22 protein-coding genes are annotated in these 24,020 nt (G+C 36.2%); 4 read left to right on the plus strand and 18 right to left on the minus strand.

Annotation, left to right across the window (positions count from 1 at the left end):
• Position 1 precedes the first annotated feature (1 nt).
• The 17 genes from RMR09_RS03470 to RMR09_RS03550 all read right to left on the minus strand — a co-directional run bounded on the left by RMR09_RS03470 (position 2) and on the right by RMR09_RS03550 (position 17,797).
• On the minus strand, positions 2-514 hold the full coding sequence (locus RMR09_RS03470) for an NADH-quinone oxidoreductase subunit J (protein ID WP_310594428.1): 513 nt from the start codon (positions 512-514) through the stop codon (positions 2-4).
• Complete coding sequence (locus tag RMR09_RS03475; protein ID WP_310594429.1) at positions 514-1,059, minus strand: NADH-quinone oxidoreductase subunit I; 546 nt, start codon at positions 1,057-1,059, stop codon at positions 514-516. Before RMR09_RS03475 ends, RMR09_RS03470 begins: the two co-directional genes overlap by 1 nt.
• Positions 1,060-1,117: 58 nt before the next feature.
• Positions 1,118-2,170, minus strand: a complete 1,053-nt coding sequence (gene nuoH, locus RMR09_RS03480) for an NADH-quinone oxidoreductase subunit NuoH (protein WP_310594430.1) — start codon at positions 2,168-2,170, stop codon at positions 1,118-1,120.
• Between the two features lie 3 nt (positions 2,171-2,173).
• Positions 2,174-3,199, minus strand: coding sequence for a 2Fe-2S iron-sulfur cluster-binding protein (locus tag RMR09_RS03485; RefSeq protein WP_310594431.1), 1,026 nt, complete (start codon positions 3,197-3,199; stop codon positions 2,174-2,176).
• 67 nt (positions 3,200-3,266) lie between these two features.
• Complete coding sequence (nuoF, locus tag RMR09_RS03490; protein WP_310594432.1) at positions 3,267-4,634, minus strand: NADH-quinone oxidoreductase subunit NuoF; 1,368 nt, start codon at positions 4,632-4,634, stop codon at positions 3,267-3,269.
• Between the two features lies 1 nt (position 4,635).
• Positions 4,636-5,166 (minus strand): NAD(P)H-dependent oxidoreductase subunit E, encoded by a 531-nt coding sequence (locus tag RMR09_RS03495; protein WP_310594433.1) that lies wholly within the window; start codon positions 5,164-5,166, stop codon positions 4,636-4,638.
• 3 nt (positions 5,167-5,169) lie between these two features.
• Positions 5,170-6,405 carry an NADH-quinone oxidoreductase subunit D gene (locus RMR09_RS03500; protein WP_296687139.1) on the minus strand — a complete coding sequence of 412 codons (1,236 nt, stop codon included), beginning with the start codon at positions 6,403-6,405 and terminating at the stop codon, positions 5,170-5,172.
• Positions 6,406-6,437: 32 nt separating this feature from the next.
• Positions 6,438-6,959, minus strand: a complete 522-nt coding sequence (locus RMR09_RS03505) for an NADH-quinone oxidoreductase subunit C (protein ID WP_310594434.1) — start codon at positions 6,957-6,959, stop codon at positions 6,438-6,440.
• 4 nt (positions 6,960-6,963) lie between these two features.
• Positions 6,964-7,512 carry an NADH-quinone oxidoreductase subunit B gene (locus tag RMR09_RS03510; RefSeq protein WP_296687142.1) on the minus strand — a complete coding sequence of 183 codons (549 nt, stop codon included), beginning with the start codon at positions 7,510-7,512 and terminating at the stop codon, positions 6,964-6,966.
• 31 nt (positions 7,513-7,543) lie between these two features.
• Positions 7,544-7,909 (minus strand): NADH-quinone oxidoreductase subunit A, encoded by a 366-nt coding sequence (locus tag RMR09_RS03515; protein ID WP_310594435.1) that lies wholly within the window; start codon positions 7,907-7,909, stop codon positions 7,544-7,546.
• 244 nt (positions 7,910-8,153) lie between these two features.
• Positions 8,154-8,348 carry a cold-shock protein gene (locus tag RMR09_RS03520; protein WP_229318156.1) on the minus strand — a complete coding sequence of 65 codons (195 nt, stop codon included), beginning with the start codon at positions 8,346-8,348 and terminating at the stop codon, positions 8,154-8,156.
• 132 nt (positions 8,349-8,480) lie between these two features.
• A complete protein-coding gene (aspS, locus tag RMR09_RS03525) occupies positions 8,481-10,229 on the minus strand; it encodes an aspartate--tRNA ligase (protein WP_310594436.1) in 1,749 nt (582 codons plus the stop codon).
• Positions 10,230-10,354: 125 nt separating this feature from the next.
• Positions 10,355-13,828 (minus strand): efflux RND transporter permease subunit, encoded by a 3,474-nt coding sequence (locus RMR09_RS03530; RefSeq protein WP_310594437.1) that lies wholly within the window; start codon positions 13,826-13,828, stop codon positions 10,355-10,357.
• Between the two features lie 72 nt (positions 13,829-13,900).
• Entirely contained in the window at positions 13,901-15,043 is a 1,143-nt protein-coding gene (locus tag RMR09_RS03535) for an efflux RND transporter periplasmic adaptor subunit (RefSeq protein WP_310594438.1), read from the minus strand.
• Positions 15,044-15,077: 34 nt separating this feature from the next.
• Positions 15,078-16,424, minus strand: a complete 1,347-nt coding sequence (locus RMR09_RS03540; protein WP_310594439.1) for a TolC family protein — start codon at positions 16,422-16,424, stop codon at positions 15,078-15,080.
• Between the two features lie 7 nt (positions 16,425-16,431).
• Positions 16,432-17,028: a TetR/AcrR family transcriptional regulator gene (locus RMR09_RS03545; protein ID WP_310594440.1), complete on the minus strand. Its 597-nt coding sequence runs from the start codon at positions 17,026-17,028 to the stop codon at positions 16,432-16,434.
• Positions 17,029-17,038: 10 nt separating this feature from the next.
• Positions 17,039-17,797: an SDR family oxidoreductase gene (locus RMR09_RS03550; RefSeq protein WP_310594441.1), complete on the minus strand. Its 759-nt coding sequence runs from the start codon at positions 17,795-17,797 to the stop codon at positions 17,039-17,041.
• 183 nt (positions 17,798-17,980) lie between these two features.
• On the opposite strand from RMR09_RS03550, the gene RMR09_RS03555 reads away from it, so the two are divergent.
• Positions 17,981-18,955: a polyprenyl synthetase family protein gene (locus RMR09_RS03555; protein WP_310594442.1), complete on the plus strand. Its 975-nt coding sequence runs from the start codon at positions 17,981-17,983 to the stop codon at positions 18,953-18,955.
• Positions 18,948-19,313, plus strand: coding sequence for a hypothetical protein (locus RMR09_RS03560; RefSeq protein WP_310594443.1), 366 nt, complete (start codon positions 18,948-18,950; stop codon positions 19,311-19,313). The genes RMR09_RS03555 and RMR09_RS03560 overlap by 8 nt, the downstream gene beginning before the upstream one ends.
• A 9-nt stretch (positions 19,314-19,322) precedes the next feature.
• On the opposite strand, the gene RMR09_RS03565 is transcribed toward RMR09_RS03560, so the two are convergent.
• Positions 19,323-19,871 (minus strand): hypothetical protein, encoded by a 549-nt coding sequence (locus RMR09_RS03565; protein ID WP_310594444.1) that lies wholly within the window; start codon positions 19,869-19,871, stop codon positions 19,323-19,325.
• 120 nt (positions 19,872-19,991) lie between these two features.
• Here RMR09_RS03565 and RMR09_RS03570 point away from each other — a divergent pair, with 120 nt between their 5' ends.
• Both RMR09_RS03570 and odhB read left to right on the plus strand, forming a co-directional pair.
• Positions 19,992-22,763: a 2-oxoglutarate dehydrogenase E1 component gene (locus RMR09_RS03570; RefSeq protein ID WP_310594445.1), complete on the plus strand. Its 2,772-nt coding sequence runs from the start codon at positions 19,992-19,994 to the stop codon at positions 22,761-22,763.
• Between the two features lie 27 nt (positions 22,764-22,790).
• Positions 22,791-24,011: a 2-oxoglutarate dehydrogenase complex dihydrolipoyllysine-residue succinyltransferase gene (gene odhB, locus RMR09_RS03575; RefSeq protein ID WP_310594446.1), complete on the plus strand. Its 1,221-nt coding sequence runs from the start codon at positions 22,791-22,793 to the stop codon at positions 24,009-24,011.
• Positions 24,012-24,020: the final 9 nt, after the last annotated feature.

Here is a 24,020-nt window from a genome sequence, read left to right on the forward strand (position 1 = left end):
TTTATTTCTCTAATTTTTCTTTCTTAGACAATAGAACTGTACCAATCATCGCTACTAATAGCAAGATAGATGCAAATTCGAAAGGAACCATATATTCGTTCAATAGGATTTTACCCAAGACTTGAATCGATTGATAATCTTCGCCAGTAGCAATGTATTCTCCAGCAATTGGTTTTGAATTGATGAAAATCGCAATCAAAATCAAGCATACCAAACAGAAAGAAACAATTGCTCCTAAACGGGTAATTCTTGGTTTGTGCACTTCGTTTTCTTTATTCAAATTCATCAACATGATGGTAAATAAGAACAAAATCATGATAGCACCTGAGTACACAATAATATGTACAATCGCTAAAAATTGTGCATTCAATAATAAATAATGTCCCGCCACAGAAAAGAAACAAATCACAAGGTAAATAGCACTGTGAATAGGGTTTCGACTAAAAACGGTCAAAAATGCGGTTGATAATGTAATTGCGGCTAATACGCAAAAAAGGATAAGTAATATAGACATTAGTTCGCGTTTTTAAGTTGAGCATTTTGAATTGCCATTTCCAAAGGCATGACCAATTTATCTTTTCCAAAAATGAAATCCTCTCTATCGTAATTAGAAGGAACTAATTCTTTCGAAATAGTCAAATAAATAGCATCTTTCGGACAAGCTTCTTCGCACAATCCACAGAAAATACAACGCAACATGTTGATTTCGTAGATTTCAGCATATTTCTCTTCTCTGTACAAGTGTTTTTCGTCTGGTCTGCGTTCTGCAGCCTTCATCGTGATGGCTTCAGCTGGACAAGACAAGGCACAAAGTCCACAAGCCGTACAATTTTCTCGGCCTTGTTCGTCACGTTTTAGCATGTGACGGCCACGGTACACCGGACTCATTTCTCGCACTTGCTCTGGATAATGAATCGTTGCCTTTTTCTTAAAAAAGTGCTTGATCGTAATGAACAATCCTTTGACAATTGCGATAAGATACATTTTTTCCAAAAAAGTCATCTCTTTGTTGGAGACCACTTTTTTTCTTCCCGATAAGGATATTGTTTCTATTGACATTTTTTATTTTTTTATTTCTTAAGGTGTTTTCAATTGGCACCCCTAAAATTGATATAGTTTAGAATCCTAAATAAGCAGCGATATCCGCTCTTAAAATTACAATTCCTGTAATCATAATATTAATAATGGAAAGCGGAATTAATATTCTCCATCCCAAATGCATCAATTGATCGTATCTGAATCTTGGGATAGTCCAACGCACCCACATATAGAAAAAGATAAATCCACATATTTTGATAAATAACACTCCAATTCCGATGATATTTCCAATGTTTACACCTACATTTTCAACTACCCAATTCATCCCTGGATAATTATATCCTCCAAAGAATAAAATGGCTAAAATGGTAGAAGAGATAAACATGTTCGCGTATTCAGCAAACAAATAGAATCCCATCTTCATCGAAGAATATTCGGTGTGGTAACCCCCAATCAATTCACTCTCACATTCTGCCAAGTCAAAAGGAGTACGATTTGTTTCGGCAAAAGCACAAATCAAGAAAATCAAAAACGAAACGGGTTGATAAAATACATTCCAGTTCATTCCCGCTTGTTGCGCCGAAATTTCGCGTAAGCTTAAAGACCCTGTCATCATTAATAAAGCAATCATGGATAATCCCATGGCTACTTCATACGATACCATTTGCGAAGCAGCACGAACCGCTCCCATCAAAGAGAACTTATTATTCGATGCCCAACCTCCAATCATAATTCCGTATACTCCAACAGAAACTACTCCGAAGAAGTACAACAAACCAATATTTAAGTCGGTAGCTTGTAATAAAATATCACGCCCAAACAAATGCAATTTATCTCCCCAAGGAATGACAGCACTCGTCATTAAAGCCGTACTCATTGCAATGGCCGGCCCAACGAAGAATAAAAAACGGTTGGGTGTATTCGGTTCAAATTCTTCTTTTGAGAATAATTTCAAACCATCCGCAAGCGGTTGTAATAACCCTCCAAAACCAGCACGGTTAGGACCAACACGATCTTGTAAAAAAGCAGCTACTTTACGTTCTGCCCAAGTAGAGTACATCGCCATAATCATGGTTACAGCAAAAACTACTACAATAACAACACTTTTTTCTATAATAAACGTACTATCCATTTCTTATGATTTTTTGTTGTTGGTATCCAATGGAATTTCAGCCATACTGATTTTTTTACGATCTTCTTCTCTACCTAAAAGGATTTTCTCTTCGGTATTGATGACCACTTTTTCTAATTTGTGGTTGTATTTATTTTGATTGATAACCGAATCTTTTTCAAAAGCTCTTGGGCCTTCGATAGTCCAATCACTTACTTCTTTATGGTCAAAACGACATCCGTTACAGATGAATTCTTCTACTTCGTGGTACTCGTCTTTTCTTCCAGTAACTCTTTGGATTTCATCTCCAAACATCCAAACGGTTGTTTTTCCGCAACATTTATCACAATCTCTGTGTGCGTTGTACGGTTTGCTGAACCAAACTCTCGATTTGAATCGGAATGTTTTGTCAGTCAAAGCACCAACTGGACATACATCAATCATATTTCCAGAGAATTCATTGTCGATTGCTTTAGAAATACAAGTCGAAATGTTAGCGTGATCGCCACGATCCATTACACCATGTACTCTGTTATCTGTTAATTGATCAGCAACCTGAACACAACGTTGGCATAAAATACAACGGTTCATGTGCAATTGAATATTCGGACCAATATCTTCTGGTTCGAAAGTTCTTTTTTCCTCAATATAACGTGTTTCTGATTTTCCGTGTTCAAAACTTAAGTTCTGCAAATCACATTCACCCGCTTGATCACATACTGGGCAATCCAAAGGATGGTTAATCAGTAAGAATTCAGTAACTGATTTTCTAGCCTCAGTAACTCGTTCCGAAGATTTAGAGTTCACTTCCATTCCGTCCATACATCCCGTTACACAAGACGCCATTAATTTTGGCATGGGTCTTGGGTCGGCTTCACTTCCTTTAGAAACTTCCACTAAACAACAACGGCATTTTCCACCGCTTCCTTTTAGTTTAGAATAATAGCACATCGCTGGCGGAACTACATCTCCACCTATCATACGAGCGGCTTGCAGGATCGTTGTTCCTGGTTCTACTTCTATTGACTGACCGTCTATTGTTACTTTCATATTATTAGTTGTTGGTTGTTGGTTGTTGGTTGTTAGTTTTGAACTAGCAACTAGCATCCTTCAACTTTTATACTGTTTGTTTTGCTACTAAATGTCTCACTTTTTCAAATGGTTCATTGACAAAATGGTCTCTATGTTTTATTTTTTCTGGGAAACGAATATGGTACTCAAATTCTTCTCTAAAATGACGAATTGCAGCGGCTACAGGCCAAGAAGCAGCGTCACCTAAAGGACAAATGGTGTTTCCTTCGATTTTACTTTGAATGCTCAAAAGCAATTCGATATCTTCTTCACGACCGTGACCGTTTTCGATTCGGTGCAATACTTTTTCTAACCAACCTGTTCCTTCTCTACAAGGGGTACATTGTCCACAACTTTCGTGGTGGTAAAAACGAGAGAAATTCCAGGTGTTACGAACAATACAAGCAGTATCATCATACACGATAAATCCTCCAGAACCCAACATCGACCCTGTGGCGAAACCTCCATCTGACAAACTTTCGTAGGTCATTAAACGATCGTCGCCATTGGCGGTTTTATAAATTAAATTGGCTGGCAAAATAGGCACAGAACTTCCTCCTGGCACAAATGCTTTTAAAGGTCGGTCAGAACTCATTCCTCCTAAATATTCGTCAGAATTCATGAATTCATACACGCTCAATCCTAATTCAATTTCATATACTCCTGGGTTTTTAATATGTCCCGAAGCGGATATTAATTTAGTTCCTGTAGAACGTCCTTCACCTATTTTAGCATAATCAGCACCTGAATTATTGACAATCCAAGGCACAGCCGAAATAGTTTCTACGTTATTTACTACTGTTGGGTTAGCCCAAAGTCCTGATACCGCAGGGAAAGGTGGTTTGATACGTGGATTTCCACGTTTTCCTTCCAATGATTCAATTAATGCGGTTTCTTCACCACAGATGTAGGCACCAGCACCACAATGAACATGAAGTTCTAAATCGTAACCAGTACCTAATATATTTTTACCCAACCAACCAGCAGCTTTAGCTTCGGCGATGGCTCTTTCTAAAATTTTGAAAACCCACATGTATTCTCCACGAATGTAGATATACGAACGGTTAGCACCCAAGGCGTAGCTTGAAGTAATCATTCCTTCAATCAACAAGTGCGGAATGTATTCCATCAAGTAGCGGTCTTTGAAAGTCCCTGGCTCTGACTCGTCAGCATTACACACTAAATGTCTTGGTTTTCCTGATTTTTTATCAATAAAACTCCATTTCATTCCAGCAGGGAATCCTGCACCACCACGACCACGTAAACCAGAAGTTTTTACTTCTTCAACTACTTCGTCAGGGGTCAATGTTTTTAAGGCTTTTTCTACAGAAGCGTATCCACCATTTTGACGGTATACTTCGTAGGTTTTAATCCCTGGAATATTGATTTTGTCTAATAATATTTTTTGTGACATCTTATTTATCGTGTAAGATTATTTTACCCGCTCTTGCATCTTCAATAATTTGATCGATTTTTTGTTCGTTCAAATGCTCTTTATAGAAATCGCCTAATTGCATCATTGGGGCATACCCACAAGCACCTAGGCATTCAACACCGCGAACTTCAAAAAGACCGTCTGCAGTAGTTTCGCCCACTTTTACGCCTAATTTTTCACAAGTGTAATCCATTAGGTTTTCTACTCCGTTCAAACAACAAGGAGAAGTTTGGCAAAACTCAAACATGTATTTCCCAATTGGCTTCAAATTGAACATGGTATAAAAGGAAGCGACTTCGTATACTTCAACAGGTTTAATGTTTAGTATTTCGGCAACTTTATCCATCAATTCAATGCTTAACCAGTTTTGGTGTGCATCTTGTACTTCGTGTAAAACAGGAATCAAAGCTGATTTTCTATTTTCTTCAGGATAATGACCAATCAATTCATTGATGCGATTCATCAAGGTTTCGGTCATGTTTATTTCTTGTTTGTGAAAGGTACGTTCCATAATTTATGCGTCTAATTCTCCGGCAATAACATTTAAACTTGATAAAATTACAATGGCATCCGAAAGCATGGCGCCTTTTATCATTTCAGGATAAGCTTGGTAGTATATAAAACAAGGTCTGCGGAAATGTAGTCTATAAGGAGTACGACTTCCATCAGTTACTAAATAGAATCCAATTTCTCCGTTTCCACCTTCAACAGGGTGGTAAATTTCAGCTACTGGAACTGGAACTTCTCCCATTACAATTTTGAAGTGGTAAATCAACGATTCCATATTATGGTATACATCTTCTTTTGGAGGAAGGTAATATTCAGGAACATCAGCGTGGTAAGGTCCTTCTGGTAATTTCGCCAAAGCTTGACGAATAATACTAATACTTTCCCATACTTCGGCATTACGAACGCAAAAACGATCGTAAGTATCTCCTGATTTTCCAACAGGAACAATAAAGTCAAAATCTTCGTAAGAACTGTAAGGTTGTGCTACCCGAACGTCATAATCAACACCTGCAGCACGCAAGTTGGGCCCTGTAAAACCATACGCCATAGCTTGTTCAGCTGAAATAGCTCCTACATTAACCGTTCTGTCAATAAAAATTCTATTTCTTTCGAATAAGTTTTCAAATTCTTTCCAAGCTACTGGAAATTCTTCTAAAAACACTTCTAATTTACGGAAAGCTTCTGGTGACCAATCTCTTTCGAAACCACCAATTCGTCCCATATTAGTTGTTAAACGAGCACCACAAATTTCTTCGTAGATTTCGTAGATTTTTTCTCTGAATTGGAATACATACAAGAAACCAGTATACGCTCCAGTATCTACACCAAGGATTGAATTACAAATTAAGTGATCGGCAATTCGAGCCAATTCCATTACGATAACGCGTAAATATTGCGCTCTTTTTGGCACTTCAATATCCAATAGTTTTTCTAAAGTCATCCACCATCCCATATTGTTAATAGGAGAGGAGCAATAGTTCATTCTATCAGTAAGCGGTGTAATTTGGTAAAACGGTCTATTTTCAGCTATTTTTTCAAATGCTCTGTGAATGTAACCAATTGTTGGTTCTGCTTCCAAGATCTTTTCTCCATCCATCAACAAGATATTTTGAAAAATACCGTGTGTTGCTGGGTGAGTTGGCCCCAAGTTCAGAATAGAAAGCTCACTTCCGTCTTCGTTATGGCGCTCTTTGATTATTTTAGCATAGCGATGCTCTGGTGGTAATAATAGTTCTGACATTTAGTGAATGTGAAAAATTATATATTGTTTTTTTAGCAATTTGCTGTTGTTCTTCCGAAGAAACGATCGTCTTTGTCGGTTCTTCCACTGTCTTCCATTGGAAATTCTTTTCGCATTGGAAAAGAAACCATTTCATCCATATTTAAAATACGTTTCAATTGTGGGTGACCAATGAAATTGATTCCGTAAAAATCGTAGGTTTCTCTTTCCATCCAGTTAGAACTTAAGAAAATATTCGATACGGTTTTGATTTCAGGATTGTTCCCGCTGATGAACGCTTTGATTTTAATTCTTTTGTTTTCGTACCAATTATGCAAATGATATACCACTGCAAATTGTCTTGTTTCTTCGTTATCTGGGAAATGAATTCCACATAAATCAGTCAAGAAGTGAAAACGTAAAACGGGATCATTTTTTAAGAAGAGAATAACAGCTGTAATTTTATCAGCGGCTACTTCAAATGAAAAAATATCTTTTTCTTGATTGAATTGAAAAACGTCTGCACCAAAAGTAGCTACTAATTTTTCTTGTATTTCGTTTGTTTCTAAAGCCATCTTGTTATTTGATATTATAAGAAGCTAATAATTCTTGGTACTCAGGAGAACTTCTTCTTCTAACCGATTCGTTTTTAACGATTTCTTGTAACTTCATTACACCGTCTACGATTTGTTCTGGTCTTGGAGGGCAACCTGGAACGTACACGTCAACAGGAATTACTTTATCAATTCCTTGTAAAACAGAATATGTATCAAAAACACCTCCTGAAGAAGCACAAGCTCCAACAGCAATTACCCAACGAGGTTCAGACATTTGTTCGTATACTTGACGTAAAATTGGCGCCATTTTTTTAGAAATAGTTCCCATTACCATCAACATATCGGCTTGACGAGGAGAGAAACTCACACGCTCAGAACCAAAACGAGCTAAGTCATAATGCGAAGCCATTGTGGCCATAAATTCAATTCCACAACAAGAGGTTGCAAAAGGCAACGGCCAAAGCGAATTGGCACGAGCCAAACCTACTACATCATTTAGCGTTGTGGCGAAGAATCCTTCTCCTACAACTCCTTCCGGTGGTGCTACCATTTTAGTTTTTGAATCACTCATTTTGAATTCGTAATTTTGAATTTATAATTAATTATTCCCAGTCTAGTGCTTTTTTCTTGATGATGTAGAAAAATCCAACCAACAACAAAAGCATAAAAACTACCATTTTGATCATTCCTTCTATTCCTAAATCCTTGAAATTAATTGCCCAAGGGTATAAGAAAATAACTTCCACATCAAATAAGACGAAAAGTATAGCTACTAGGAAGTATTTTACAGAGAACGGGATACGTGCATTACCAACAGATTCAATACCGCACTCGAAGTTTTTATCTTTAGATTGAGAGTTTCTTTTTGGACCTAATTTTCCTGAAACAAATATGGTACCTGCCACAAAACCAACAGCTAAAAGCAGCTGCATGAAAATTGGAATATAATTCAATTGTTCTGATTGCATAATTATTTGGTATTTTTATTGAATTTTAGCCACAAAGATAACTTTCAAGTATTTAAAACACAAGCAGAAATCGGAATTTAATAGTACTGTAAATCTAAAAAATAGCTTATTTTTATTGATTATAAATAAAGAATGAATTTCAATTGTGTTTAAGGGGTTTTAAAAAATAATAAACAAAAAAAACGCCTCGATGTAAATCGAGGCGTTTAGACCATTCTCAGGCTAAAAAAATATCTTTTTCAGCTTAGATAACAGCTACTTGTGCAGCTACTTTTCCTTTTCTTCCTTCTTCTTCTACGTAGCTCACTCTGTCACCTTCGCGTAATTCTTCCGCTGTGATTCCTGATGCATGAACGAAGATGTCTTTTCCTGTTTCTTCGTCCGTAATGAATCCATAACCTTTAGATTCATTAAAAAATTTAACTGTACCTGTACGCATTGTAATAGTAATAATAATTTATAATAAGACAAATGTAGCATTTAATATAATACGAAATGCGTTCTTTGGTTTTTATTTTGTAAAAATATTGATATTCAACGTTTTCTGACCAAAATACTCGTTCAACTACAATTATTGGTTCAATTGAATGTGTAATTCTTTTAGTTGCGATTCGTCAATTGTTGAAGGCGCATCAATCATAACATCTCTTCCCGAATTGTTTTTTGGGAAAGCGATAAAGTCACGAATGGTTTCTTGACCGCCTAAAATAGCGACTAATCGATCCAATCCAAAGGCCAATCCGCCGTGAGGTGGAGCGCCAAATTGGAAAGCATCCATCAAGAATCCAAATTGTGCTTTAGCCTCTTCAGGAGTGAATCCTAAATATTTGAACATCAATTCTTGTGTGGCTTTGTCGTGAATACGAATAGAACCTCCACCAATTTCGTTTCCGTTCAATACCATATCATACGCATTAGCACGTACTTTTCCTGGTTCCGTTTCTAATAAACGGATATCTTCTGGTTTTGGAGAGGTAAACGGGTGGTGCATTGCATGATAACGGCCACTTTCTTCGTCAAATTCCAATAATGGAAAATCGACTACCCATAATGGAGCAAATTCATCTGCTTTTCTCAATCCTAAGCGAGTGGCTAATTCCATACGCAAAGCGGAAAGTTGTGCTCTAGTTTTGTCAGCAGGGCCAGACAACACAAAAATCATATCGCCAGCTTGCGCTTGCGTTGCTTTTGCCCAATTCGTTAAATCGTCTTGGTCGTAAAATTTATCTACTGATGATTTTAAAGTACCGTCTTCGTTGCATTTTACATACACCATTCCTGAGGCACCTACTTGAGGACGTTTGACCCAATCAATCAATCCGTCAATTTCTTTTCGAGTATAATTTCCAGCACCCGGAACGGCAATTCCAACCACTAATTCGGCAGTATTGAAAACAGGAAATTCTTTATGTTGTGCTACGGCGTTTAACTCACCAAATTGCATTCCGAAACGAATGTCTGGTTTGTCATTCCCGTAAGTTTTCATGGCATAGTCGTAGGTAATTCTTGGGAATTTTTCTACTTCAACACCTTTAATTTCTTTTAATAAATGACGGGTAAGTCCTTCGAAAATATTCAAAATATCTTCTTGTTCTACAAAGGCCATTTCGCAGTCAATTTGAGTAAACTCAGGCTGTCTGTCAGCACGTAAATCTTCGTCACGGAAACATTTCACGATTTGGAAATACTTGTCCATTCCGCCCACCATCAATAATTGTTTGAAGGTTTGTGGCGATTGTGGTAAAGCATAAAATTGTCCTTCATTCATTCGAGAAGGTACTACAAAATCACGTGCTCCTTCGGGAGTTGATTTAATTAAATAAGGTGTTTCTACTTCGCAAAAATCCAAATCCGAAAGGTATTTACGTACTTCCATTGCCACTTTGTGACGAAAAAGCAAACTGTTTTTCACTGGATTTCTTCGAATATCGAGGTAACGGTATTTCATTCGGATATCCTCACCACCATCTGTTTCATCTTCGATAGTGAAAGGAGGAGTCAAAGCAGCATTTAAAATAGTTAGTTCTGAAACTAAAATCTCTACTTCACCTGTTGGGATATTTTTGTTTTTGGCTTCACGCTCAATAACTGTTCCTTTTACTTGAATAACAAATTCACGTCCAAGAGTTTTGGCTAATTCAAAAACCGATTTCTCAGTACGACTTTCGTCAAAAATCAATTGCGTTATTCCATAACGGTCGCGTAAATCGACCCAATTCATAAATCCTTTATCGCGCGATTTTTGAACCCAACCCGCTAGTGTAACTTCTGTATTGATATGTGAGGCGTTCAATTCGCCACAGTTATGACTTCTGTACATGATTAAAAATATTTGTGTGCAAATTTAGGACTAATTATGAATATATTAAGGATAAAGTTATCAGAATAAAAAAACCTGCAAATTTTACTTTGCAGGTTCTTCATTCACTCTATTTAAAACAATTTTTATTCCGCTATTGCATCTTGATTTCTTTTGTTTCTTCGGTCTCTCAACCAATATTTAGTTCGTTTTACTAAATAGAACATTACAGGAACCATTACTAGAGTCAATACCGTAGCATAAGTCAAACCGAAGATAATAGTCCAAGCCAAAGGCCCCCAGAACATTACGTTATCTCCTCCCATAAAGAAATGCGGATTAAAGTCAGTTACCAAAGTAAAGAAGTCAAAGTTCAATCCAATAGCCAGTGGAATTAATCCTAAGATTGCCGTTAATGCCGTCAATAGTACTGGACGTAATCTTGATTTACCTGATTCGATAATTACTTCTTTGATGTCTTCTAGTGATAAATCGTCGTGATTTTCCAACTTGTTTTCGGCCACTTTTTTGTCTAATAATAATACAAAGAAGTCCATTAATACGATTCCGTTTTTCACCACAACACCCGCGAGCGAAATGATTCCCATCATCGTCATTAAGATGACAAAATCCATATTAGCAATCACATAACCATAAAATACACCACTAAAACTTAGTAATACGGTAAACATAATCACCAATGTTTTTGAAACCGAATTAAACTGCAATACAATGATGATGGTAATTCCAGCTAGTGCTAAAAATAAAGCATACATCAAGAAGCTTTGGTTTTTGCCTTGTTCTTCTTGCACTCCAGAGAACGAATAAGTTACACTTTTAGGAAGCTCATAATTTTTTAATTCTTCCTTAATTTGTTTGGTGATTTCATCTCCATTATATCCAGTCAACACATTCGAATAAATAGTCATAATTCGTTTGTGGTTTTTTCTCTTGATCTGATTATAAGTCATTGTTTTTTCTGTTTTTGAAACTGCAGAAATTGGTACTTGCATAATCTGACCATTGTTTTGGTTACGGAACGTCAACGATTGGTTGAAAAGAATATTTTCATTTTTACGTTGGTCGTCTTGCATACGCATTACAATGTTGTAATCGTCATCACCTTCTTTATAAGTCGAGATTTCTTGTCCGTAAACGGAACGACGTAAATTGAAACCTAATTGTCCTGTAGAAATTCCCATACTTCCTGCATTGGCACGATCTACTTTTACTTCTAATTCTGGACTTTCTTTATTGATATCGATACTTAACTTCTCGATACCTGGAATGTTTTTCGAATCAATGAACGCAATCATTTTATCACCTTCTTTCAACATCTGATCGTAATCAGCACCAGTTAATTGGATACTAATTGGGTAACCCGCAGGAGGTCCGTTAGAATCTTTTTCAACGGTAACAGTTGCGCCAGCAATTCCAGTTACATTCCTTCTGATCTCTTCTAAAATATCCGAAGTGTTGACCCCTTTTCTAAATTTGAATTCGGAGAAACTTACGGTTACTTTTCCTTTAAATGGTGTTTCTGAAGCCGAACCAGCATCTACATTTGGATTTCCAGCACCGACACCTACTTGCGAAATAATGGATTCCGCCATGAAGTTTTTGTTGGTTTTTGGATCGACATATTTTTCTAAAATTTGGATAATTTGTTTTTCTACAAACAAAGTAGCCTTATTTGTTTTTTCGATAGAAGTTCCTTGAGGATATTCGATATAAGCAATCGCTTGATTCGGTATATTATCAGGGAAAAACAATACTTTTCTTGGGAAAATTCCTAAAAGAATGAAGGAGAAGAATAACAAAACGATAATTCCACCCAAGGCTTTCCAAGCATTTTTACCCGTTAAGATTTTAGCTAAAAAGATTTTGTATTTCTCTTCCATTCTTGGGAAGAAGCTGTACTGAAAATCTTGTGTCCATTGGAACACTTTCCAATAATACAACCACATTAATCCGACAGAGATTAATAATAAATGGCCAATTCCTCTCAATAATTTACTGTCGTAAAGATTGCCTGGAACAGCAAATAAAATTCCCAATGCGACAAATACAATAGTGTAAAAGCGCAAGCTTTTTTTCTTTATGTTTTTATCTTCTAAAGCCATTGAACCTCCCGTCATAGCCGCATTAATCACCATAGCTACAAACAAAGATCCGGTTAATGTTACCGTCAATGTAATTGGGAAATATTTCATGAATTTACCCATAGTTCCCGGCCAAAGGGCAAAAGGTAAAAAGGCCATCAAAGTAGTCGCTGTAGACGAAATAACTGGCCAAGCAATCTCTCCAATTCCCACTTTTGAAGCCTGAATTCGGGTCATTCCTTTTTGCATATTGGCATACACATTATCAACCACCACAATACCATCATCTACGAGCATTCCTAATCCCATTACCAACCCAAACAATACCATCGTATTTAGGGTTAATCCAAACATAGATAAAATAGCAAAAGCAATCATCATTGATAACGGAATGGCCGCCCCAACAAATAAAGAGTTACGCAATCCCATGGTGAACATCAATACAATCATTACTAAAATAATTCCGAAAATGATGTGGTTCGATAGCTCGTCTACCTGGTGTTCTACTCTCGAAGATTGATCACTGGTTAATTCTACCTTTAAGTTTTTAGGCAAATAAGATTCCTGTGCTTTTTTAACTACTTCTTTCACTTGATCAATAGCCGAAATCATGTTTTGGTTGGCACGTTTTTTCACGTTCAACATCACCACTTCGGCACCTTTTTCACGAGCGTAGGTGGTTTTTTCTTTTTCTTTGAAACGAATTGTTGCAATATCTTTTAGATATACAGGGCCACCAAACGATTTGACAATGATATTTTCTAATTCTTTAGGCTCTTTAAATTCACCCACGATTCGGATGTTGTTTCGAGAACCTTGCGAAGTTAAATTACCTCCAGAAAGCGTCATATTTTCATATTTCACCGCATTCTGAATTTCGTCAAAAGTAACTTGTGCAGCCGTCATTTTAAAAATGTCCACCGCAATTTCCACTTCTTTATCGTCTACCCCAAGGATGTCTACTTTTTTGATTTCCGAAATTTCTTCGATATCATCTTGCAATAATTCTCCGTATTTTTTCAATTGTTGGGTAGTGTAATTACCTTGCAAATTGATGTTCAAAATAGGCACTTCTTCTGAAATGTTCAATTCAAAAACATTCGGCTCTACCTTGCTTCCGTTGTCCATATTGGGCCAATCGGTATCGGCTTTAGCATTGTCTACTTTGTCTTTTATTTTTTGTTTGGCTTGTTCGATAGTAACATCATCTGAAAACTCAGCGATAATCATTCCGTAATCTTGGAACGAGCTTGAAGTTACTTTGTCAACTCCGCTGATGTTTTTGATTTGTTTCTCTAAGGGTTTGATAACCAATTTCTCTACATCTTCGGCTGAGTTTCCTGGAAATACAGACGAGATATAAATTTTATTTTCGATGATTTCTGGGAAATCTTCACGTGGCATATTGATATATGCAGTCAACCCTGCAATAACAATAATGAAGGTCAAGATATAGACGGTAACTCGGTTGTCTACTGCCCAACTTGAAATGCTGAATTCTTTATTTTGATGACTCATAATTATAGTTGTTGGTTGTCGGTTGTTGGTTGTCGGAAAAAATGACAACTCAAAATGACAACTGTTTTACATTTAGAAATTTAATTTCATTCCTTCAGAAATCGTATTTACTCCTTCGGTTACAAGGATATCATTTGCTGATAAACCATTTAGGATTTCAGTTACATTATCAGATGATTTCCCAACAGTTACAATTACTTTTTTAGCAGTTGCTGTTTTTCCGTTGCTATTGATGGCTACAAAAACAAATTTATTTCCATCACCATCTTCTTGAATCACATTGGTTGGGACTACAATAGCATTTTTAGAACTGTAGTCAATTACTTTTAGTTTTGCTACTTGATTAGGGCGCAATAAATTTTCTGGATTTGGAATGCTTACTTCAATTCCGAAACTTCTGTTGTTTGGATTGATGAAATTACCCACTTGACGTACTTTCCCTTTGTAATTTTTATTCAACGAAGTCAAGAAAACATCTACTTGAGTTCCTACTTTTAATTTGCCAATGTAGCTTTCTGGAATAGAAGTTGAAACGTACATATTATTCAAATTCACGATACGCATTAACCCTTGAGCGCCTGCTGAAACTACCTGTCCTCTTTCTACAAATACCTCGTCGATTGTTCCTGAGAACGGTGCACGAATTACGGTTTTAGCTAACATCGCTTTGGCTTGTGCCACAGAACGTTGTAAGCTCAACATTTGTGTTTGCGCTTGTAGGTACTGGATTTCAGAACCAATTTTTTGATTCCAAAGATTTTTTTGTCTTTCAAAAGTGGTTTTAGCTAATTGGTATTGTGTTTCTAAACTCGCTACTTGCTGGCTAGAGCCTCCGTCGTCAACACGTGCTAAAATTTGTCCTTTGCTTACATGCTGACCTGCTTTAGCATTTAACATTACCAGAGTTCCAGGCATTTCTGGCTGAATCAAGATATTCTCTTTAGTATTTACACTTCCTTGTATGTCCAAATAATGATTAAAAAGAGTGTCTTTTAAAGTTAATACTGAAACTAACGCCTCTTCTTTCTTTACATTCAAAGTAGCTAAGGCCGCGTCAATTTTAGCTAAGTCAGCTTGAATTAAAGCTTTTTTAGCTTGTAATTCTTTATTGTTTTTTGATGCAATCAATTGGTCAACCGTTTGATTGTTTTGCTTATCACCACAAGAAACAACTAGTGCTGATGCAATGATTAGTGGAAGTATTTTAGTAGTCATAAGTGTTCTATTAGATTTCATATTGATGTTGAGATTAGTTCTTAGTTACGATTTTTTCTAAAGTGGCTTTTTTATTGATAACGTCAAGCATAGCTTGTAAATAATTTTGTTGTGCAGTGTACAATTGACGTTGTGCTTCGCTCAAATCAAAGCTAGACGACAAGCCTTCTTTCAATTTGATTTGTTGCTTATTTTCAATACGTTCCGCTAGAGTTAAACTGCTTTTGGTAGTATTTAATTGTTCTAAACTGTATTCGTAATCACTTTTTGCTTTTTCGAATTGTAATTTAAGCGTTTGCTCCACTTGTAGCATTTTTGTTTTAGACTGTTCCAAAGCAATTTTGGCTTGTTGTGTTTTAGCGCTTCTACCCAAACTACTAAAAATAGGGACGTTTAAACTTAATCCTACGTTAGAATAGTTTAACCAGTGTTGGTTGGAATTAAAGAATTGGAATTGGTTTCCAAAGGCATTGTATCCAAAGTTATAAGCGGCTGCCAAGGTTGGTAAAGCATTACTTTTTTGTAAAAGCACTAACAGTTTGTTGCTTTCAACTACGTTTTGTTGGATTTTATAATCAATAGTGTTTTCTACTAAAAAGGGCTCTTGAGTTAATCCTAAGTTGATGTTGTTTTGTGCTAACGTACTCAGTTTATCAGTCAAAGTCAAATCGTTTTCCATTGCAATTCCCAATACTAATTTTAGCATATTGGTTGCAATCGTCTTTTGGCGTTTTACATTTTCTTGAGCACTTTTTATTGTAGCCAATGTAATTTGGAGTTGCTCTACATTTTCTTCCTCAATCAAACCATTTTTAAATATTTGGTTGGTTTCGTTTAAGGTTTTTTCTAAGTTAGTTTTATTTTTTTCTAAAATAGTGCTACTTTCATCTGCCAACAATACATTTCCATAGGCGTTAATTACCATTTCGCGAATTTCTTGATTGGTTTTGATTTTTGCATTTTCAGAAATTTGCAAATACACTTTGGCGGATTGTAGTCCCACTAAGTACGATCCATTAAATATAAGCTGACTTAATGTTGCAGTTGCCGCCATATTTTGTTTGGTTCCAAAAGCTACTTCCGCAAATTCACCCGGTTGTCCTCCAAAAAACTCAGCAGGAATCAACGATTTTTGCAGTTTAATATTGTTTTGATAGCCAACAGCTGCGTTGATTTGAGGTAAACCAATAGTGGTTGTTTCCCATTTTTTTGCTTTGGCAGCATCGATATCTCTTCCGGCATTAATAGCACTGTAGTTGTGTGCTAATGCATATTCAATCGCTTCGTTTAAATTATACGAATAGGATTGTTTGGTGCTTTTTTGTTGTGCACTTATACTTACGGTAAAAGCAAGTAGCGCAATTAAATGTGTTTTTTTCATTATACAATTATAGGTGAGGGGTTTTTAAATGTTTTTCGAGTTCAATAATTCCTTTTGGGGTTGCCATAGCTCTAATGTGGTATTCTAAGGCTTCTAATTCTAATTTTTTTGATTCCTTTTCTGATACAATATTTTCATTAATAGATGAAATTAAGGCGTAATAGAAATAGACATGGCTTTGAATATTTAGTTCATTTCGATACAAACCTTCTTGGATGCCTTTTTCAATATTTTGTTGAAACATCGAATGACATTCTGTTTTGGACTGCGAAATTAATTTTTGATAAATTTCAGGGTAATGCTTTTTTAATTGATAGGATGGCGAAGTCTCGATTGAATTGAACATTTCCTTGAACATTTTGATGATTTCAAAATTTTCTTCGATGGCATTGTGGTTATTAGCCACAATTTTGGCAATAGTCTGGTTGATTTGTTTCAATCCAGTTTCAGTCGTTTCTTCAATTAGGATTTCTTTGTTACAGAAATATTTGTAAATCGTTTTTTTAGAAATACACATTTCGTTGGCAATGTCATCCATTGTTACACTTTTAAAACCGAGTTTTAAAAATAGGTTACTTGCTTTAGATATGATTTTATCTTTCATTTTTTTTGTCTTATAAAGAAATTCCTCCAGAAGCTTCTATTCTTTGACCATTAATCCAGTATCCATCTTTTGAACATAAAAAGGCAACAATTCCACCAATATCATTCGCTTCTCCTACTCTTCCTAAAGCAGTTAGATTACTTAAATATCCTTTCATTTGTGGATTGTTTCTAATTGCAGCTCCATTAAAATCGGTTTCTATTGGACCTGGGGCCACAACATTGGCCGTGATACCTCTCGATCCGACTTCTTTAGCTAAATATTTTGTGAAATTTTCAATGGCAGATTTCATAGAAGCATAAATAGAATAACCTGCAACACAAAAACGAGTTGTACCACTTGAAATATTTATAATTCTTCCACCGTCATTAAGTATTGGTAGTGCTTTTTGAGTCAAAAAATAAACACTTTTGAAGTGAATATTCATCATTCTGTCAAAGTCAGCTTCGGTTGCCTCTAAAAAAGGAATTGTAGCACCAATTCCAGCATTATTTATTAAAAAGTCAAAAGTAGATACATTCCAGTTGGTCTTTAATACTTCAGTAATTTCATTAACAAAAGCGTCTATCGTATCAATAGAATTGACATCAAGTTGAAGTGCTATTCCTTTTCTTCCTATTGACTCAATTGATTTCACAACTGCTAGAGCATCTTCTTTCTGAGTATTGTAAGTAATTATAACGTCTACTCCTTGTTCTGCTAATCGTAGAGCCATGTTTTTACCTAATCCTCTACTGCCTCCTGTAACCAGAGCGATTTTTGTCATCATTTTTACTGTTAAATTTCGTTTGCAAATATAGTCGGAAACTTTGAATACCAAAAAAGTTTCCAATGTTTTTATTGTTTTTTTTGAAAAAAGAGTATAAATCGAGTAATCAGTGGTGCTTTTCAACCCATTTATTCGCAATGGAATTGTATATTTGAGCCTTTGTAAACAGGAATTAAATTAGTTATGCATTCTATTCAGCAATACCAAGAATTTGTTTTGGACTATTTAAAGGCGCAACATTGTGTTCGAGAACCTAAGAATTTGTACGAACCAATACACTATATATTAGATTTGGGTGGTAAAAGAATGCGTCCAGTATTGACTTTGATGAGTGCTGAAATTTTTAATGAAAACTATGCAAAAGCACTTCCAGCAGCATTAGCCGTTGAGGTATTTCATAATTTTTCTTTGGTTCATGATGATATTATGGACGATGCACCTTTGCGAAGAGGAAACATAACGGTTCATGAAAAATGGAATGTCAATACGGGAATTCTTTCAGGAGATGCGATGTTGATTTTGGCGTACCAATATTTTGAACACTATGAGCCAGTTGTTTTTAGAGATTTAGCTAAATTGTTTAGTAAAACGGCATTGGAAGTTTGCGAAGGACAACAATGGGATGTGGATTTTGAAACGCGTTCGGATGTGACTATTCCAGAATACTTAAAAATGATTGAATTCAAAACGGCAGTTTTGGTTGCAGCAGCGATGAAGATGGGAGCCATTGTAGCTCAAACTTCTGCTGAAAATGGTGATTTAATTTATGATTTTGGACTGAATTTGGGATTGGCATTCCAGTTACAGGATGATTATTTAGATGCTTTTGGCGATCCAGCCACTTTTGGCAAACAAGTAGGAGGGGATATTATTGAGAATAAAAAAACCTATTTGTACCTTAAAGCCATTGAATTTGCGTCAAGCGAAGAAAGAAAGCAGTTACTTCAATTGTTTTCGGTTTCACTAGAAGATAATTCGTCTAAAATCGAAGAAGTTAAAACTCTTTTCAATGCTACGGGAGCGTCAAAAGCGACGCAACAAGCGATCCAAGACTATACTTTGAAAGCATTTGCTACTTTAGATAAAATGAATATCAGCTCAGATAAAAAAGCCATGTTAAAGGCGTTTGGAGAAAATTTAATGAATCGCAATGTCTAATAGTATTGTGTTCACTCCGCCTGTAACTACAGATGGACTTCTTTCTGAAGCAGAAAAGGAAGACTTGTACCTAAAATTGATTGAGCAAATTAATAAGGATTTTAATTTTGCTAATGAAGCGATTGATTTGCCTTTAACGATTCAGCCGGAGGAGTTGAAATCTGAATTGCATGAAAAAATATATCGGTTGATTCAGTATAAATTCGCTGAATATTTAAACCTATTATATATAGTAGACGTCCCCGAAGATCAAGTCAAAAAACTAGATGGTTCTGATATTGCAGAATTGTCAAAGCAAGTCGCTTTCTTAGTATTGAAACGCGAATGGATGAAAGTTTGGTTCAGGAATAAATATTAACGGTATTCATTAAAAATAAAACCGCACAAAAGGCATTAGCGCATCGCTATAAATACTTTTGTCTTTGTCAAAAAGCAAATTATAACGCGCCCCAAGAGTTACATTGCCATTCCGATAACCCGCTCCAACATACAATCCCGTATTCCAGTAGTTCTTGGTAACAGGATTTGGAATCATTTGCAATTGGGTATTGACTCTTGCTTGTTCGACTTCCAATGAAAGCTGTATTTTTTCGATGGGATTAAATAAACTGATGGCACTTACACCGTAAACACCTGTAGTATAGTAATTTTTCGAATTGGTAAAACTACCTAATAGTCCAGCGCCTAAACTCACATAGTCATTTACAGGATAAATAGCACTTGGAGCCAATGTGATTTCAGTATATCCAGTTCCAAAATTCAATCCAAAACCACCTCCAAATTGGACTTGTTTCCAAAAATCATTTGGCGTGTTTTTCGCAATCGTTTGCGAAAACGAAAAAGAAAAACAAAACGCAAATAGGACGGACAGAATTAATTTTGGGTTCAAAACGAGGTCGAAAACGTTTTTTTTCATGATTATTTTAAAGATTTTTAACAAAATTTAACGTAAAAGTAGGTTAAAAATAGGATTATATAGATTGGTTTATTGTACTTTTGTCAACAAATTAAACAAAAAGCATATTAATCAATAATTATGGATAGGTTTTCCTTTTTAAACGCAGCTCATACCGAATTTTTTGCCCAATTATACGATCAATATTTAACCAGTCCAGACAGTGTTGAACCAAGTTGGAGAAGTTTTTTCCAAGGGTTTGATTTTGGAATGGCTACATACAATGAAGAAAATGCCGTAGAACAATTGGCAAATTATTCTTCAGGAGCAGTAGCTTCAGGACAAGTTTCTGAAAAAGTGCTAAAAGAATTTAACGTTCTTAAATTAATTGATGGGTATAGAACTCGCGGGCATTTGTTTACTAAAACCAATCCAGTTCGTGATAGAAGAACCTATTCGCCTAACCTAGCCATTGAGAATTTTGGATTGTCAACCGCTGATTTGGATACGGTATTTGATGCAGCTAAAATTTTAGGACATCAGCCTGCTACGTTAAAAGAGATCATCCGTCGTTTAGAAAACTTATATTGCCAATCGATTGGTGTAGAATATATGTACATCCGTAAGCCAGAAGTGGTACAGTGGATTCAAGACCGTTTGAATGTTAATGACAATTTGCCAAACTTTAACGTAGAGCAAAAGAAAAATATTCTTGATAAATTAAATGAGGCGGTTTCGTTTGAAAACTTTCTTCATACCAAATATGTAGGTCAAAAACGTTTCTCATTAGAAGGAGGAGAAAGTATTATCCCTGCACTTGATGCTTTGATTGAAGCAGCTGCCGAAAAAGGAGTGGAGCAATTTGTAATGGGAATGGCACACCGTGGAAGGTTAAATATTTTAGCCAATATTTTTGGAAAAGCAACTCAAGACATCTTCTCGGAATTTGACGGAAAAGATTACGACCAAGAATATTTTGACGGAGACGTTAAATACCATTTAGGGTTAACTTCAGAAAGAAAAACGAAATCTGGTAAATCAATCAATATTAATTTGGCGCCAAACCCGTCTCACTTAGAGACTGTTGGAGCCGTTATTGAAGGAATTACCCGTGCTAAACAAGACAAATATTTTCCAGACGATTTCTCAAAAGTATTGCCAATCGCCGTTCACGGGGATGCTGCAGTAGCAGGACAAGGAATCGTGTACGAAATTGTGCAAATGGCACAATTGGACGGTTATAAAACAGGAGGAACTATTCACTTAGTGATTAATAACCAAGTTGGTTTTACAACTAATTACCAAGATGCACGTTCATCAACCTATTGTACGGATGTGGCCAAAGTTACTCTTTCGCCAGTATTACACGTGAATGCAGATGACACAGAAGCCGTGGTTCATGCGATGTTGTTTGCCTTAGATTATAGAATGACTTTTGGAGGCGATGTATTCATCGACCTTTTAGGATATAGAAAATATGGACATAACGAAGGGGATGAGCCTCGTTTTACCCAACCTGTTTTATACAAAATCATCGCGCGTCATAAAAATCCAAGAGATATTTATGCTGAGAAATTAATTGTTGACGGCATTATCGACCAAGCGTATGTAAACAAAATCGAAAGTGATTACAAATCGAAATTGGATGAAAATTTGCAAGAATCCCGTAAGAAAGACTTGACTATCATCAAGCCATTTATGCAAGATGAATGGAAAGGATTTGTACAGGTTTCTGATGATGTAATGTTGCAAAAAGTAGATACTACTTACGATAAGAAAAAATTAGACGGTATTTTAGAAACGATTTCTACTTTGCCATCGGATAAAAAATTCATCAATAAAATTTCTAAGATTGTAACGGACAGAAAAACGATGTACGACAACAATCAAATTGATTGGGGTACTGCCGAAGCATTGGCTTACGGGTCGTTGTTACAAGAAGGATATGATATTCGTTTGTCAGGACAAGACGTAGAAAGAGGAACTTTTTCTCACCGTCATGCCGTGGTAAAAGTAGAAGATAGCGAGGAAGAAGTAATTCTTTTGAACGCAGTAAAAGAGAAAAAAGGAAAATTCAATGTATTCAACTCTTTCCTTTCTGAATATGGAGTTTTAGGATTTGATTATGGATATGCGTTGGCTAATCCAAATGCCTTAACGATTTGGGAAGCGCAGTTTGGGGATTTTTCTAATGGTTGCCAAATTATGATTGACCAATACATTTCTTGTGGTGAAGATAAATGGAATAACCAAAACGGAATTGTAATGTTATTGCCTCACGGATACGAAGGACAAGGTGCTGAGCACTCTTCGGCTAGAATGGAGCGTTACTTACAATTGTGTTCTCGTCATAATATGTATGTAGCTGATTGTACTACTCCAGCTAACTTCTTCCACTTGATGAGAAGACAAATGAAAACGAAATTCCGCAAACCATTAGTAGTATTTTCTCCTAAGAGTTTATTGCGTCACCCGTCTTGTGTTTCTACTCAAGAGGAATTGGCTAATGGAAGTTTCCAAGAAACGATTGACGACACTTCTGTAGATAAATCAAAAGTAAAAACAGTAGTTTTCTGTACTGGTAAGTTTTACTATGATATTTTAGCGGAAAGAGAAAAATTAGAACGAAATGATGTAGCTTTGGTTCGTATCGAGCAATTATTTCCGTTACCAACAGAGCAATTAAAAGCAATTATTGCTACCTATCCTAATGCGGATGATTACGTTTGGGCACAAGAAGAACCAAAAAACATGGGGGCTTACAGCTATATGTTGGTGAATTTTGATTTGGTTCCATGGCGTTTAGCTTCGTTGAAAAATTACTCTGCACCAGCATCTGGAAGTCATACAAGAGATAGAAGACGTCATGCAGACGCCATTAGAATGGTTTTTGACAAAAATTTATTTAGATAATAATAGACAACAATAAAATTACAAACGATGATTTTAGAAATGAAAGTCCCTTCACCAGGGGAATCAATCAAAGAAGTAGAAATCGCAACTTGGTTAGTAAAAGATGGCGATTATGTAGAAAAAGACCAAGCCATTGCTGAAGTAGATTCAGACAAAGCGACTTTAGAATTACCAGCAGAAGCGAGTGGTGTCATTACACTTAAAGCAGAAGAAGGCGATGCAGTTGCAGTAGGTGCAGTAGTTTGTTTGATTGATACCGCTGCGGCAAAACCATCAGGTTCAGCACCAGCACCAGTTGCTGAAGCTCCAAAAGCAGAAGAAAAAAAGGTAGAAGCGCCAAAAGCGGCTCCAGCTCCAGCAGCGACGTATGCTGCTCAAGCACCTTCTCCAGCAGCAAGAAAAATATTAGACGAAAAAAACATCCAACCTTCTGACATTGTTGGGACAGGTAAAGACGGACGTATTACCAAAGAAGATGCAGTAAATGCAGTACCTTCAATGGGAACTCCAACAGGAGGAAGTCGTAGTACAGAAAGAGTAAAATTATCGATGTTGCGTCGTAAAGTAGCAGAACGTTTGGTAGCTGCTAAAAACGAAACAGCGATGTTAACTACTTTTAACGAAGTCAATATGACGCCTATTAATAATTTGCGTAACGAATACAAAGACGCTTTCAAAGCAAAACACGCTGGTGTTGGTTTGGGATACATGTCTTTCTTTACAAAAGCAGTAACAAGAGCTTTACAATTGTTTCCGGACGTAAATTCGATGATGGATGGAGACCATAAAGTAGCTTTTGATTTCTGCGATATTTCTATTGCGGTTTCTGGTCCAAAAGGATTAATGGTACCCGTAGTTCGTAATGCAGAGAATTTAACGTTCCGTGGTGTTGAGGCTGAAATTAAACGTTTGGCAATCAAAGCTCGTGACGGACAAATTTCTGTAGATGATATGACAGGAGGAACATTCACCATTACTAATGGAGGTGTTTTTGGGAGTATGTTATCTACGCCAATTATCAACCCACCACAATCAGGAATCTTGGGGATGCACAACATTATTGAGCGTCCAATTGCGGTGAATGGAAAAGTAGAAATTCACCCAATGATGTATGTGGCTTTATCTTATGACCACAGAATTATTGACGGACGTGAGTCTGTTGGGTTCTTAGTAGCGGTTAAAGAAGCGTTAGAAAATCCAGCAGAATTGCTTTGCGATAACAATCCTAAAAAAGCATTTGAGTTGTAAGAATTTTAC

The sequence above is a fragment of the Flavobacterium sp. genome (genome assembly GCF_031537875.1).
Classification (GTDB): Bacteria; Bacteroidota; Bacteroidia; order Flavobacteriales; family Flavobacteriaceae; genus Flavobacterium.

Excerpts from the sequence above, each read along its gene's own strand:
- RMR09_RS03470 (WP_310594428.1), bottom strand. The coding sequence starts at position 514 with ATGTCTATATTACTTATCCTTTTTTGCGTATTAGCCGCAATTACATTA.
- RMR09_RS03475 (WP_310594429.1), bottom strand. The coding sequence starts at position 1,059 with ATGTCAATAGAAACAATATCCTTATCGGGAAGAAAAAAAGTGGTCTCC.
- nuoH (WP_310594430.1), bottom strand. The coding sequence starts at position 2,170 with ATGGATAGTACGTTTATTATAGAAAAAAGTGTTGTTATTGTAGTAGTT.
- RMR09_RS03485 (WP_310594431.1), bottom strand. The coding sequence starts at position 3,199 with ATGAAAGTAACAATAGACGGTCAGTCAATAGAAGTAGAACCAGGAACA.
- nuoF (WP_310594432.1), bottom strand. The coding sequence starts at position 4,634 with ATGTCACAAAAAATATTATTAGACAAAATCAATATTCCAGGGATTAAA.
- RMR09_RS03495 (WP_310594433.1), bottom strand. The coding sequence starts at position 5,166 with ATGGAACGTACCTTTCACAAACAAGAAATAAACATGACCGAAACCTTG.
- RMR09_RS03500 (WP_296687139.1), bottom strand. The coding sequence starts at position 6,405 with ATGTCAGAACTATTATTACCACCAGAGCATCGCTATGCTAAAATAATC.
- RMR09_RS03505 (WP_310594434.1), bottom strand. The coding sequence starts at position 6,959 with ATGGCTTTAGAAACAAACGAAATACAAGAAAAATTAGTAGCTACTTTT.
- RMR09_RS03510 (WP_296687142.1), bottom strand. The coding sequence starts at position 7,512 with ATGAGTGATTCAAAAACTAAAATGGTAGCACCACCGGAAGGAGTTGTA.
- RMR09_RS03515 (WP_310594435.1), bottom strand. The coding sequence starts at position 7,909 with ATGCAATCAGAACAATTGAATTATATTCCAATTTTCATGCAGCTGCTT.
- RMR09_RS03520 (WP_229318156.1), bottom strand. The coding sequence starts at position 8,348 with ATGCGTACAGGTACAGTTAAATTTTTTAATGAATCTAAAGGTTATGGA.
- aspS (WP_310594436.1), bottom strand. The coding sequence starts at position 10,229 with ATGTACAGAAGTCATAACTGTGGCGAATTGAACGCCTCACATATCAAT.
- RMR09_RS03530 (WP_310594437.1), bottom strand. The coding sequence starts at position 13,828 with ATGAGTCATCAAAATAAAGAATTCAGCATTTCAAGTTGGGCAGTAGAC.
- RMR09_RS03535 (WP_310594438.1), bottom strand. The coding sequence starts at position 15,043 with ATGACTACTAAAATACTTCCACTAATCATTGCATCAGCACTAGTTGTT.
- RMR09_RS03540 (WP_310594439.1), bottom strand. The coding sequence starts at position 16,424 with ATGAAAAAAACACATTTAATTGCGCTACTTGCTTTTACCGTAAGTATA.
- RMR09_RS03545 (WP_310594440.1), bottom strand. The coding sequence starts at position 17,028 with ATGAAAGATAAAATCATATCTAAAGCAAGTAACCTATTTTTAAAACTC.
- RMR09_RS03550 (WP_310594441.1), bottom strand. The coding sequence starts at position 17,797 with ATGATGACAAAAATCGCTCTGGTTACAGGAGGCAGTAGAGGATTAGGT.
- RMR09_RS03555 (WP_310594442.1), top strand. The coding sequence starts at position 17,981 with ATGCATTCTATTCAGCAATACCAAGAATTTGTTTTGGACTATTTAAAG.
- RMR09_RS03560 (WP_310594443.1), top strand. The coding sequence starts at position 18,948 with ATGTCTAATAGTATTGTGTTCACTCCGCCTGTAACTACAGATGGACTT.
- RMR09_RS03565 (WP_310594444.1), bottom strand. The coding sequence starts at position 19,871 with ATGAAAAAAAACGTTTTCGACCTCGTTTTGAACCCAAAATTAATTCTG.
- RMR09_RS03570 (WP_310594445.1), top strand. The coding sequence starts at position 19,992 with ATGGATAGGTTTTCCTTTTTAAACGCAGCTCATACCGAATTTTTTGCC.
- odhB (WP_310594446.1), top strand. The coding sequence starts at position 22,791 with ATGATTTTAGAAATGAAAGTCCCTTCACCAGGGGAATCAATCAAAGAA.